This window comes from Pseudomonas putida NBRC 14164, assembly GCF_000412675.1.
Classification (GTDB): Bacteria; Pseudomonadota; Gammaproteobacteria; order Pseudomonadales; family Pseudomonadaceae; genus Aquipseudomonas; species Aquipseudomonas putida.
Genome location: NC_021505.1, coordinates 3,928,226 through 3,940,665 on the forward strand (window position 1 = coordinate 3,928,226; position 12,440 = coordinate 3,940,665).

General features: G+C 64.4%; 11 protein-coding genes. 4 read left to right on the forward strand and 7 right to left on the reverse strand.

The window, feature by feature from the left end; all coding sequences use genetic code 11:
• The first annotated feature begins 43 nt into the window (after positions 1-43).
• Both PP4_RS17325 and PP4_RS17330 read left to right on the forward strand, forming a co-directional pair.
• On the forward strand, positions 44-826 hold the full coding sequence (locus PP4_RS17325) for an MlaA family lipoprotein (RefSeq protein ID WP_016500500.1): 783 nt from the start codon (positions 44-46) through the stop codon (positions 824-826).
• Complete coding sequence (locus PP4_RS17330; protein ID WP_016500501.1) at positions 819-1,049, forward strand: hypothetical protein; 231 nt, start codon at positions 819-821, stop codon at positions 1,047-1,049. Before PP4_RS17325 ends, PP4_RS17330 begins: the two co-directional genes overlap by 8 nt.
• A gap of 84 nt (positions 1,050-1,133) precedes the next feature.
• Here PP4_RS17330 and PP4_RS17335 read toward each other — a convergent pair whose 3' ends face one another.
• Together PP4_RS17335 and PP4_RS17340 are read right to left on the reverse strand one after the other, a co-directional pair.
• On the reverse strand, positions 1,134-2,096 hold the full coding sequence (locus PP4_RS17335; RefSeq protein WP_016500502.1) for an aliphatic sulfonate ABC transporter substrate-binding protein: 963 nt from the start codon (positions 2,094-2,096) through the stop codon (positions 1,134-1,136).
• A gap of 14 nt (positions 2,097-2,110) precedes the next feature.
• Positions 2,111-3,073: an ABC transporter substrate-binding protein gene (locus PP4_RS17340; protein WP_016500503.1), complete on the reverse strand. Its 963-nt coding sequence runs from the start codon at positions 3,071-3,073 to the stop codon at positions 2,111-2,113.
• A 287-nt stretch (positions 3,074-3,360) separates the two neighbouring features.
• Between PP4_RS17340 and PP4_RS17345 the strand changes: the two genes are divergently transcribed.
• Positions 3,361-5,274 carry a tyrosine-protein phosphatase gene (locus tag PP4_RS17345; RefSeq protein ID WP_016500504.1) on the forward strand — a complete coding sequence of 638 codons (1,914 nt, stop codon included), beginning with the start codon at positions 3,361-3,363 and terminating at the stop codon, positions 5,272-5,274.
• Between the two features lie 61 nt (positions 5,275-5,335).
• On the opposite strand, the gene PP4_RS17350 is transcribed toward PP4_RS17345, so the two are convergent.
• On the reverse strand, positions 5,336-6,295 hold the full coding sequence (locus PP4_RS17350; RefSeq protein WP_041167792.1) for an AraC family transcriptional regulator: 960 nt from the start codon (positions 6,293-6,295) through the stop codon (positions 5,336-5,338).
• 142 nt (positions 6,296-6,437) lie between these two features.
• On the opposite strand from PP4_RS17350, the gene PP4_RS17355 reads away from it, so the two are divergent.
• Positions 6,438-7,586 carry a M14 family metallopeptidase gene (locus PP4_RS17355; protein ID WP_041168096.1) on the forward strand — a complete coding sequence of 383 codons (1,149 nt, stop codon included), beginning with the start codon at positions 6,438-6,440 and terminating at the stop codon, positions 7,584-7,586.
• 161 nt (positions 7,587-7,747) lie between these two features.
• Here PP4_RS17355 and PP4_RS17360 read toward each other — a convergent pair whose 3' ends face one another.
• The 4 genes from PP4_RS17360 to PP4_RS17375 form a co-directional block, all read right to left on the reverse strand.
• Entirely contained in the window at positions 7,748-8,716 is a 969-nt protein-coding gene (locus tag PP4_RS17360; RefSeq protein WP_016500508.1) for a Csu type fimbrial protein, read from the reverse strand.
• Positions 8,713-11,010 carry a fimbria/pilus outer membrane usher protein gene (locus PP4_RS17365; RefSeq protein ID WP_016500509.1) on the reverse strand — a complete coding sequence of 766 codons (2,298 nt, stop codon included), beginning with the start codon at positions 11,008-11,010 and terminating at the stop codon, positions 8,713-8,715. Before PP4_RS17365 ends, PP4_RS17360 begins: the two co-directional genes overlap by 4 nt.
• 108 nt (positions 11,011-11,118) lie before the next feature.
• Positions 11,119-11,895: a fimbrial biogenesis chaperone gene (locus tag PP4_RS17370; protein WP_016500510.1), complete on the reverse strand. Its 777-nt coding sequence runs from the start codon at positions 11,893-11,895 to the stop codon at positions 11,119-11,121.
• Between the two features lie 39 nt (positions 11,896-11,934).
• Positions 11,935-12,438, reverse strand: coding sequence for a Csu type fimbrial protein (locus PP4_RS17375; protein WP_016500511.1), 504 nt, complete (start codon positions 12,436-12,438; stop codon positions 11,935-11,937).
• Between the last annotated feature and the right edge of the window lie 2 nt (positions 12,439-12,440).

Below are 12,440 nucleotides of genomic sequence, written 5' to 3' on the forward strand. Positions count from 1 at the left end.
ACATTGCGCAGCATCGCCGCCAGTTCTTGCCAGGAATGTGCCTATGTCCCGTTCATCATCCAATTCCCGTACGGCGCGCTCTGCTGCGCTGGTGTTATCGCTGCTCGCGGCCGGAGCCTGCAGCCAACGCGCTCACGCCACCAGCGCCTGCGGCAACCTCGCCTATCAGGTCAGTGACCCGCTGGAGCCGGCCAACCGCGCCGTATTCGCCTTCAACCGCACGCTCGACGACTACCTGCTAGCGCCTGTCGCCCGGGGCTATGGCATGCTCCCCGGCTTTGCCCGGCAAGGCGTGCATAACTTTGCCAACAACTTTGGCGAGCCCAAGGTGTTCGTCAATGACCTGCTGCAGGGTAATGGCGAACGGGCGATGACCAGCCTCACACGCTTCATCTTCAACACCACCCTGGGTGTGGCGGGCGTGGTCGATGTGGCGGGCAAAATGGGCTTGAGCCAGCATAGGTCAGACTTCGGCCAGACCTTCGGGGTTTGGGGCATCGCCAATGGCCCCACCGTCGAACTGCCGCTGTTGGGTACGCACAACCTGCGCGACGCAACGGGCAGCGTGTTGAGCCTGGCGGTGGACCCGTTCGGCGACAATAGCGATACGGTCGACACCCTCAGTACCGTGGCCACTGCCGGGCATGTGGTGGACAGCCGCGCCGCCGCGCTACCGTTGACGGCCTGGCTGCAAACCTGGCCCGATTATTACCTGGCGCTGCGCGACTACACCGCGCAGCAACGCAACAACCTCGTAGCAGAAGGCAAGGCAGGCAAGCCCGGAACGTGGCAAGCCAATTGCTCGCAGGTAACCGGCCATGAATGATGCGCAAGCGGCCATGCTGCTGTTCCGGCGCCTGGAAGGCGCCGCCCGGCAACCGTTGTTGCTGCACGAACTGGAGGCTCGGGTGTCCGCCGACGGTCGCAACCTGGTCCTCAGCCGCTACCGCGAACGCTACACCGCCGAAGGCAAACCGTACCGGCACGAGGCTCACCGCAGCGTGCCGATCGCTGCATTGCTGCGCTGGATGGCCAGGCACGAGCGATGAATCTGAAGCGAGCCGGGTATTGATCTTTCATCGCGATCAACTGTAGGAGCGGGTTTACCCGCGAAGAGGCCGGCTCAGGCATCCTTAGTCAGCAGCCCTGGGCTCGAATACAGTCACCGCTCGCGCATCCACCGGTTTGGGCAGCAACCCTTCGCGGTAGAAGGCATCGGCAATGCGTTGTTGTTCACCAAGGTTGTCCAACTGCACCGGCTGCACGTCATAGCTGCGTCGGCCATTGGCCTGCTGCACCGTGGCGCTGTCCAGGTTGCCCCAGAGCGGCCCCAGCACCCGGGCAGCCGCTGCGGGGTTGGCTTTGGTCCAGGCACCGATTTCGCGCAGCGCCTGGTACACCTGCTGCAGCACTTCAGGGTGCGCCTTGGCGTAATCGCTGCCGGCCAGGTAGTAACGTTGGTAGCTCGCCAGCTCGCTGCCATCAGCCAGAACGCGCGCGTTCTGCTGGCGCTGGGCGCTCGCCACGTAGGGGTCCCAGGTGACCCAGGCATCGACCTTGCCATTCTCGAACGCCGCCCGGCCGTCGGCCGGGATCAGGTACGCCGGGGTGATGTCCTTGAAGCTGAGGCCGGCCTTGGCCAGGGCCTGGATCAACAGGTAATGGCTACCCGCCGCCTTGGTCACCGCCACCCGCTTGCCCTTGAGGTCGGCCAGGGTCTTGAGCGGCGAGCTGGCTGGCACCAGGATGGCCTGGGCCGTGGGCGATGGCGCCTCACGAGCAAAATAGGTGAGTTTGGCACCGGCCGCCTGGGTGAACACCGGTACGGTATCGGCCACGTCCGCCGACAGGTCGACATTGCCCAGGTTCAGCGCCTCCAGCAGTGGCAGGCCGCTGGGGAACTCGTGCCAGCTGACGCGAATGCCTTCGGCCTGCAGGCGCTGCTCCAGCGTGCCACGGGCTTTGAGCAGGGTCAGCAGGGTGGAGGATTTCTGGTAACCGATGCGCAGGGTCTGCTCGGCGTTGGCAAGCGACGGCAGCAGGCCACCGAGCAGCAGGCCCAGGGCCAGGTGACGCAGGCGTTTACGGTGCAGCATGGGGTGTCTCCAGGTCAATGTTGGGCCAGCGAGCCAGTGGCGGGCACGGTAAAGCCCGTGGCGAAGGTGGGGGCAACGTCCAGGCGTTGGTTCATCAGGCCGTGGGCGTGGTAGAAGTCGGCGGTTTCCTGCTGTTCGCCGATGGTCTTCGCGTCGATGCCCTGCCAACGCAACTGGCGGCGCTCGAACTGCAGGCGGGCAGCGTCCTGCGGGAAGCCGATGATCGCGGCCAGGGTTTGCGAATAGCTGTCCAGGTGCTGGTACGCCCAGACCTGGGCGGCGGCCAGGCGGGCCAGGTAATCTTGCAATGCGGCCTTGCGCGCCGGGTCATCCAGCGCCTTGTCGGTGGCCGCCAGGAAACTGTTGCCACTGGACAGCCCGCGGCCATTGACCAGCACCTTGCCCTGGCCGCTCAGCTCTGCCAGCGCGGTGTAGGGTTCCCAGGTCGACCAGGCGTCCACCGAGCCATTGGCCAGTGCGATCTTGGCGTCGACCGGGCCGAGAAAGCGGAACTCCACGTCTTTTTCGCTGAGCCCGACCTGATCCAGCGCCTTCAGCGCCAGGTGATGGCCGATGGAGCCACGGCCAGTGGCGATACGCTTGCCCTTGAGGTCGGCCGCGCTGTGCAGCGCAGCATCAGGGCGCACCAGTAGCGCCGTGCCATACGGGTCTGACTTGTCCACGGCAATGGCCTTGACCGGCGCACCGGAGGCCAGCACGAAGAGCAACGGCGCATCACCGATGATGCCGGCATCGATCGCGCCGGCATTCAGTGCTTCGGCCAACGGCGCGGCAGCGGGGAATTCTGCCCAGCGGATGTCGTAAGGCAGGTCGCGCAGGGCATCGGCGGCCTCCAGCTGGGCGCGCATATTGCCTTTCTGGTCACCGATGCGCAGGGTCAGGCGGTCACTGGCAAATGCCTGTGTGGCCAGCAGTGTGGCAGCGGCGAGCAGCAGCAGGCGAGATCGAATAGACATCCGCAGTTCCTTGCAGGTTGAAAGAACTGCGAATGTAGCGGGCCGCATTAAATAAATAAACGTGATTAAAGTAATAAGCTAATATGCAAAAAATATCGATCGCGAGTAACCCTTGTCGTAGCCAGTGGGTGATTGATGGGAGCGCTTTTCGCCCCAGTCGCCGGGACAGAAGACGCAAAACCAGGACAGATCGCGCAAGCTTTTGCACATCACCGCAACCTGTAACATTCAGTTTCATATTGCTCCAGGACAGTAGACAGCCCAAACCACTGCCTGAGGCCTGATCCGTGCTGCAACGTGTGCTCTGCTCCCTGTCCCTGCTCACCCTTGCCATTTCCACCGCCCACGCCGCCGAAGCGCTCGACACCCCGCGCCTGGCCGGCATGGACAATTTCCGCGACATCGCCGGCACCACCAGTGCCTACACCACCAGCCATGACGGCACAATGCGGGCGGGCGTGTTCTACCGCTCCAATGCCCTTACCCCGACCGCCGCCGACCTGGCTACCCTCAATGGCCTGGGTATCAGCGATGTGTACGACCTGCGCACCCCAAGCGAAATAGCCAGCACCCCCGATACCCTGCCGGACGGCGCCAGCTACACCAACATCGACATCATTGGCAGCACCACATCGGGCTCCAACATCACCAATATTTCCTTCAGCAGCGCAGAACAGGCGCGGGCGATGATGCAGGAGACCAACCGCGCCTTCGTCAATGACGCCAGCATGCGTGGCCAGTTTGCCGTGCTGTTCAACGAACTGGCCGCTGCCGATGGCGCGGCGCTGTTCCATTGCACTGCGGGCAAGGACCGCACCGGCTGGACGGCAGCGGTGCTGCTGAGCATCGCCGGGGTGGACGAGGCCACCATCATGAGCAACTACCTGGCCACCAACGACTACACCGCCGCCCGAGTGGCTGCCACCCTGGCGGCGATGCCGGCGAGCATGGCCGAAATCTATGCACCGTTACTGGGGGTCGAAGCCAGCTACCTGCAGGCTGGCCTCGATGAAATCAGCGCCGACTACGGCAACATGGAAAACTACCTCAAGCAGGGCCTTGGCCTGAGCCAGGAAACGATCTACGTGCTGCGCGGCAAGATGGTGCGCTATGGTTCCCTGCCCGGCGAGGCTGGCCTGCTGGGCAACGCTGCCGCCGGCGCGCAATTGTTGCGCGAGCTGCAGGACACCCCGCTGTCGGGCAGCTACAGCGCCTACAACTACTACCTGCAATCGGCCATCGATGCCGGCACCTTGGGCGGCGTGACCTCGACGGTTGGCGGCCAGGTGCACGCGGATGCCGCCAGCTACCTGTTGCGCCAAGGTGCCATGGTCACGCGTGCGGCTTCGCCCTTTACCGACGCCAGCAACCTCAAGGTCGGCCAGGCGCGCCTGTGGAGCACGGCGCTGGCGGGCTACCTGGGCACTGACGGCTCAGCCCATGCGGCCAGCAGCAACGAACACAGCCAAGGGTTGATGGTGGGCATGACCCAGCGCTTCTCCGAACAGCTCAGCGGCCATGCCGGTTTTGGCTACAACCGCGGCAATGTGGGCGGTGCCGGTGGCGAGGCCGATACTGACCTGACCTTCCTCAGCCTGGGGGCACGCTTTGCCCCGGGGAGCCTGGAGCACGGGCTGTTCATCGATGCCGACATCAGCGGCGGCTGGCTTGACTACTCCAGCAAGCGCGAACTGGGCGGCGGCCTGGGCACGGCCAAAGGTGACAGCCACGGCACCCTGGCGGGTGCCAGCCTGGCATTGGGTTATCGCCTGCCCACCCAGGGCGTGGTGCTGGAGCCAAGCCTTGGCGTTCGGGTCAGCCACGTCGACCTGAACGGCTTCACCGAGAAAGGCAGCGAACTGGCCCTGCAAGTGGACGACCTGAAAGAAACCCGGCGCAGTGCGGTGGCCAACCTCAAGGCGTCGTTCGCGCCGATTCCGGTAGGCAGCTGGCGGTTGGTGCCGGGAGTGGAAGTGGGTTACGAGCATGCCCTGGGTGATCAGCAGGTGGATAGCCAAGGGCATCTGCTGGGGCTGGATATCGAGCAACGTGCGGCATTCGACAACCGCGATCAGTTCACTGGCGGGGTGAGCCTGATGGCCCACCTGGGTGCATTGAGTGTCGGCGGCGAAGTGGCGGCTATGGGCGGGGGGGACAGCCACGGGGTGAGCGGCAGCCTCAAGGCCAGCTACGCGTTCTGATCCTGTAACCGCTGGCACCGGCTGCGCCGGTGTTCGCAGGTAAAGTCGGTGCCCGGCAGCGCTAACCACTGCGCCGTACTTCAGCCGGGCTTACTCCGAACGCCTGCTGGAAGTACTGGGCAAAACGCCCCGCGTTGCTAAAACCATGGCGCAAGGCCACTTCGGCCACCGACCCGCCCTCCCCGCGCGCAAGCACCTGGCGCGCACTTTCCAGCCGCACCTGCCGTTGATACCCGACAATCGATGTACCAGCAAAACGGCGGAAGCCATCCTGCAAGGCGCGCAGGCTGACATTGGCCAACCCCGCCAGCTCGGTGCCACTGACCAAACGCGCCGGGTGCTCGTGCAGGTACGCCATCGCCAGCTTCACATGGCGCGGCGCCAACCCGGGCGCAGGGCTGCGCAGGGCATCGCTATAGTTGTGCGGCCAGGCCTCCAGCACCGCATCCACCATCATTTCCTGCAGGCGGGTCGGCATCAGCACGCCGGTATTGATCAGCTGGTCGAACTGCGTACCGGTGGCCATTTCCAGCAACGCGCGTATGCCCTGGAACACCGGCAACGCCAGGTCCACCACCGGGGCAAAACACACCGGTGCCGCCAAGGGTTGGCCTAACAACAGGGACAGGCGCTCGGCAAACAACCCGCGGTGTATCGACATGCCGCACTGGGCATGGTTTTCGGCAAAGCGCACCGTGCGAATATCGCGTTTGTCGACCGCCAGCCCCACCTGGGCACCACCAACCGACTCGCCTCGGTGATCGAAGATGATCTTGCCAGCAGTGGACAGCACGAAGGTGATCTCATCCTGTGGCGTGGGCAGGGTGATGCTGAAATCCCCGCCATACTGCATGCGCCGCACGCTCATGCCTTCAAAGCGCCCATACACGCCGCCAATGCTGATGCCCTCGGCCAGCGGCGGCATGTCGGCATACAGGTTGCCGAACATCTGTGTGAACAAAGCACCAAAGTCATCGCTGCGCATGTCGCGGGAGCGGAGGATGAAGGGCTTGCGGTTCATGCCGGAATGCACTGTAGGTTCACCTGTGCGAAGGGGGACCCGGATGCTGCCATGGCTGCATGACAACCGCGTTAAAGAGGCAGCGAACCTGCCAAGCCGTGTACAGTACCCCTACAACAATGCCCGCAAAGGAGCCCGGCACATGACCGTGACGCTATCCCCCCTGCAGATCGACTGCGCTTTCGATTCCGGCAACATCCAGGTACTGGACGCCATCAACCCGGCCCAGGTGCACCTGGCCATCCGCCCGGACACCCACAGCGGCCACTATCAGTGGTTTCATTTCAAGGTCAGCGGGCTGACGCCGGGCCAGGTCCATCGCTTCAGCCTCGACAACGCCTCTGGCTCTTCGTACAAGAACGCCTGGAGCGGTTACAACGCGGTGGCCTCCTACGATCAGCAAAGCTGGTTCCGTGTGCCCAGCCAGTTCGACGGCACCGCGCTGTCGTTCGAAGTGAACGCAGAGCAGGACCAGATCTGGTTCGCCTACTTCGAACCCTACCCACGCGCGCGCCACAACCAGTTGATCGAACGCGCGCAGCAACTGCCGGGAGTCGAGTTGCTGGCCAGCGGCCGCAGCGTGCAGGGCCGCGACATCCCCCTGCTGCGTGCCGGCGATGGCGCCGCAGGTAAGCGCAAGCTGTGGCTGATTGCCCAGCAACACCCGGGCGAGCACATGGCCGAATGGTTCATGGAGGGCGTGATCGACCGCCTGCAAGCCAACGACGCGGTGATCCAGGGCTTGCTGGCCAAGGCCGACCTGTACCTGATCCCCAACATGAACCCCGACGGCGCCTTCCTCGGCCACCTGCGCACCAACTACAAGGGCAAGGACCTCAACCGCGCCTGGCAGGACGCCAGCGTCGAGCTGACCCCGGAGGTGTTCTTCGCCCAGGCGCAGATGAAGCAGTACGGCGTGGATGCGTTCATCGACGTGCATGGTGACGAAGAGATTCCGCACGTGTTCACCGCCGCCTGCGAGGGTAACCCGGGTTACACGCCGCGGCTGGCAAAACTCGAAGAGCAATTCCGCAGCACTTTGTGCAGCGTGACCCGCGACTTCCAGACCGTGCATGGCTATACCCGTGACCAGCCGGGACAGGCGAATACCACGCTGGCCTGCAATGCCGTGGGCATGGCCCATGACTGCCTGTCGCTGACGCTGGAGATGCCGTTCAAGGACCATGACGACGCGCCCGATCCGGTTACCGGATGGTCGGGTGCACGTTCGAAGGCGCTGGCGGGGGCGGTGCTGGAGACCCTGTCAAAAATGGCGGACGATTTGCGCTGAGCCCTGCCTCACCCGGCCCCTGTAGGAGCGGCCGTGTGTCGCGATGGGCTGCGTGGCGGCCCCGGCAATCTGTGCTGGGTCTGCCATCTTGGGGCTGCTGCGCAGCCCTATCGCGACACAAGGCCGCTCCTACAGGGGACCATGGATGGGATGGGGTTCAGTCAAAACTGCACATCCAGTATCACGCTGTCAGAGTAGGTTGCTGCCGGCGGCGTAGCCTGGTCGGTATAGACCTTGGCGTTGTAGTTGAACACCTGGCTACCCGTGCCGGTACCCGCACCGGGGTTTACGTCGGCATCCGTGCTGGAACGCCTGGCAGCCCCCGATGCCCCCCAACGCACCACCCCTGCACTCTTGAAAATGTCATAGGCCAGGTAGTTGTTGGCCGACGACTTCATCCGTCGCCGCCCGCCCGACACGTTCTGCCCGTCATCCAGCCCCACCGTGTAGTTGCTGCCCTTGGTGCACGACACGTTTATGCCCTGGCTCACCGTGCCAAACCCTGCCACCACAGGCGCACTGGCGAAGCTGATGTTGGGTGTGGTGATCTGGCAATCGTTGGTCACCGTCAGGGTCACCGTCAGCGGCTTGGTGCCCGTGCCTTGGTCAGTCCCGATACAGATGCCGCCTAACCCAATCCCATCGCAGTACTTCCAGGTCCACTCGACATTGAGGGTTTCCTGATACAGCCCCGCCGCAACGTTGGCGTTGATCAGAGTGCGCATGTAGATCGGCACGGCTTTGGGCGTACCGTTGAGCAGCCCCAGCAAGTCGAGGATGCCGGTGGTCCTGAATTCGAAGCCCGTACCGCGCGTGATCGGATAGGTAGTGGTGGCGTCAGCATACAGCGTGTAAGGGATGACATCTCCGGTGGGCCCTACCAGGCCGTTGGTGGCCGAGGTGATCTTCACCACGAATGAATCGGTACTACTCAGCACACTAAGCACCGAGCCGTTGCACTGCAAACCCGAGTTGGCACTGGAAGCCGTCTGCACCGTGGTTCGTACCTGGGTCGAGTTGAGCGAGCCAAATGCCGCTGCCGAAGTCGCCACTGACGTGCACTTGGCCCAGGCCGGGCCCGCACAAAGCAGCACGGTGCACGCCCATACCACGCCCCACCCGGCCGTCATTTGCACACCAAGGGGCCGACCAAGGGGATCGAGCCTTGGGCCTCAGGCAGATCGAACGCCACCTCGCAATGCCCACCACCCTCCAGCTCCACCAGCAGGCGGTTGTGGGCCGCCAGGTTTTCCAGATACACCAGGCCATCCCAGCCCACCACGGCCTGGCTGCCACTTTCTTCATGAGTGACACGGCTGCCCAGCTTGAGCACTTGCTGGTTGCCATCCACCAGTTCGATGCTGGCCGCCATTACGCGTTTGAGCGGGAACTCCAGCAAGTAGCCGCTACCCCGGCGCACGGCCACACGCTGCTCCACGTCCCCTGCAAGGATGTCCGGCGGCAGGTCCATGGGGTCGATCTCGTACTTGCCGCGGTAATAGCCACTGCTGTACGGCACCAGCAAGTGCCCCTTGGCATCCGTGCGGCCGACATCCTGGTTTTCGTAGCGCACCGGCACATCGGCGTAACCACCGGTACTGACCACCACGAAGGCATCGTCGATGCGGTTGGCGGCGAATACGCCGGCATCCATCCACACCAGCGAGCCACTGGCGTCGGCCCAGCGGGTCATCGCGCCGCTGCTGCCATACACACCGGCCTGCAACTGCACCGACTGCAAGCGCCAGGTGACGTCGGCCTGGCGGTAGGCATCGCGGTCGCTGCCTGCGGCATAGCCCAGGTTGTAACCAACACCGCCACCTACCGGCACGGCGTGGCTGTAGTTGACCCTTTGCAGGCTCTCGCCTTCCTTGCTGCGCTCCATGCCCAGGGCCAGGGTGCCGTGCAGGTCGAACGGGATCACCAGTTGCGCCTGCACGGCCCACTGGCTGTCACCCACTTCACGGTTGGCAGACAGGTACACACTGCTGCTGCCCCATAGCGGCCTGCTGTAGCTCAGGTTGATCAGCCGGGTACGCGTGCCATCACCGGCGCGCACATCGAAGTAACCGGCACCGATGCTGCCGTATTCGTTCAGGTTGAGGCTAAGCGTGACCTGTTCGCTGCTTTTGCTCAGTTGCATGTCCGGGGAGTCCACCCGGGTCAGGTCGGCGTAGTCGCCGTGGCGTTGCAGGCGCTGGTAACTGAAGCCGATGCGCTGGCTGTTGTACTGGTAACCCAGGGCGACCTGGTGGCCCTTGTCGCCGTCGAACCGGCTTTGCGCCAGGGCGGCGTTGAGCACGCCGAAGTTGCCCAGGCGCATGTTCCCGCCCAAGCCGCCCAGCATCAGCGATTCGGCAGTTTCGGCGTGGGTTTCCAGGGTGAACATGTCGCTGAGGCCATAGCGCAGGCTGCCCGAGGCAACCCCGGGCCCATAGCTGAAATCGCGCACCGCGTAATCACGGCGCAGGCTACCGGCGGCCACCGAGTAGTCGGACAGGCCCTTCTGCAGCAGGCTGCTGGTGACATAGAACGGCAAGGTGGTCGACACCTGCCGGCCAAGGGCATCAGTGGTGACCACCACCGCCTCCCCGGCGCCGTTGATGAACGGCACGTTGGTCAGGGTGTACGGCCCAGGCTGCAGCTCGGTGGTGCTGGACTTGAAACCGTTGATGAACAGGTCGAGCGAGGTCGGCACCGCGGCTTCGCCGGCGAACGCCGGTAACGGGTAAGTGACCAAATCGGGGCGTGCAGCGAAGTCGCGTGACACTTGCAGGCCGCCCACCCGCACCGAACTGCTCCAGGGCAAGGCACCGGTCACGAAGTCACCGGCTTCGTAGGTGAGCAGGCGCTGCTCGTCGGTGAAGCGCCAGGTGGTGTCGTAACGCATGAAGCCCTGGCGGGTATCGTCCGCCTGTGCGCCATTGAATGACTGGCGCCATTGCCCGGTACTGGAGAACGTCCCCCAACTGTCGAACAGGCGCAGCTCGTTCCAGGCGGCCAGGTAGGTGCCGCCCTCATCGGTGTCGTTCAGATACAGGTCATAGTTGAACAAGGCGCCGAAACTGCTGCGCGCATCGCTGGCCGGGTACAGGTTGCGATCACCCACTTGCTGGTCTGGCAACCAGGCCGGCGGCACCTGCAGCAGCAGGCGCTGGTTCTGGCTGTCGTAGTCGGCGTGCAGCCCCGTGAAGCTTTCCAGGGCCACCTCGCCCTGGGGATTGCCCGGCAACGAGATACCGGCTGCCCGCAACACGTCGCTGCCCAGGTACAACTGCCCGGCCCGCTGCTGCACCGGCACCAGTTCAGCCCTGGGCATCTGGTTCACCACCAGGTCCAGGTACAGGGTAGCGTCGGCGATGGCGGACATCTCCGTGGGCGGCGGGGGCAGGTCGTCGGCCAGCGCCAGCACAGGGCTGGTCATGACCAGCCCCAGGCACCAGCGGCACGTCGTCGCCGAGAGCCATTTCACACACGGTTTCCAACCATTGCCGGGTCCTCCCTGGCCCCTGCACTGCATACAGTCGTTGACTCATTGGCCCTGGCGGATGGCGTCCGCCGCGCTCTGGCCGTTGACCCTGCCCTTCAGCACGCTGCCGCTGGTGGAGGCGACGGGAGCAGGCCAGCGCATGCTGGCGCCCGGCAACACATAACCCAGCAGGCCTTCAGCCAGTGGCTTGCTCTGGCTGCCTTGCTGCACCACCACATCGGTCAGCCGCGCATGCACGGGGCCTGTGTTGCGCATTTCCACGTAAGGTTTGCCCTGCACCGTCACCGGCCGCCAGCTGAGCTGCGGCATGCCCACACCTTCGGCATTGCGTTTGCCTTCAGGGTCGGCCTTGCCCAACAGCCCCTCGCCATAGACGAACAGCGGCACCGAATAACGCATCTGCAAACGGATGGCCGCAGTAGCGCCGGGCTCGGCCTTGTCGACCGGGATGGCGGGCGGGATCTCGTCGATGATGATGCGGTAGGCCTGCTCCTGGCCGGCAGGTGAAGGGCCGGTACGGGTCAAGCGGATCAGCTGCTTCTGCCCGGGGGCAATGTTGGCCACCGGCGGGCTGCCGATGATCTCGCGCTGCGCCTGGAACTGTTCCTGGTAATCACCCTGGCGCCAGGCGAATACCCGTACCTGCAAATTGGCCGGCTCAGTGCCGCGGTTTTCCAGCCACAGTGCACCGGCCTTCTGGTCGGCCTCCAGCACCGGGTCGATCGGCCAGATCAGCACCGAGGTGGCCGCCCCGGCCGGCAGGCTTGCCAGCCACAACAATCCGATCAATCCACGCGCCCACTTCGCGCCTGCCCGCATGCAGCTCTCCTTAGACACTTGTCTTTGGTGCGCTGGCCTTCACCAGGTCACCGTCACTTGCACCACATCGGTGTAGGTCCCTGCCGGCAGCACGCCGGTCAGCTGGACTCGCCCGTACACCGGCAGCTTGATCGCCGTCGGGTCGGAATAGCTCACGGCCACGCTCTGGCCGATCCCCAAGACCTGGCTGTACGCCGCGTCCCGGTATAACTGGTAAGCCAGCACTTGCGTGCCGCTGGTACGTTTCAGGTTGCGTGTGCCACTGGCACTGTTCTGCCCGCCGTCCACGCTCATGCTCATGGCCACGCCCGGCGTGCACTGGAAGGTCACTGTCGAGCCACCCAGCGAGGTGCTGAGCAACGCTTTGGACAGTGCCGACTGCGAGCCATAATCGAGCGTGCCGTAACTGGTGACACCGCCCACCACCAGGCACCCGGCGACAATCTGCGCCGTTACCGTGAAGGTACTGGTGGTCACCGCCCCCAACGGGGCAGCCAACAGCATGCCGATTCCGGTCAGCCCACCAGCCAGCCAGCCGCGCATGG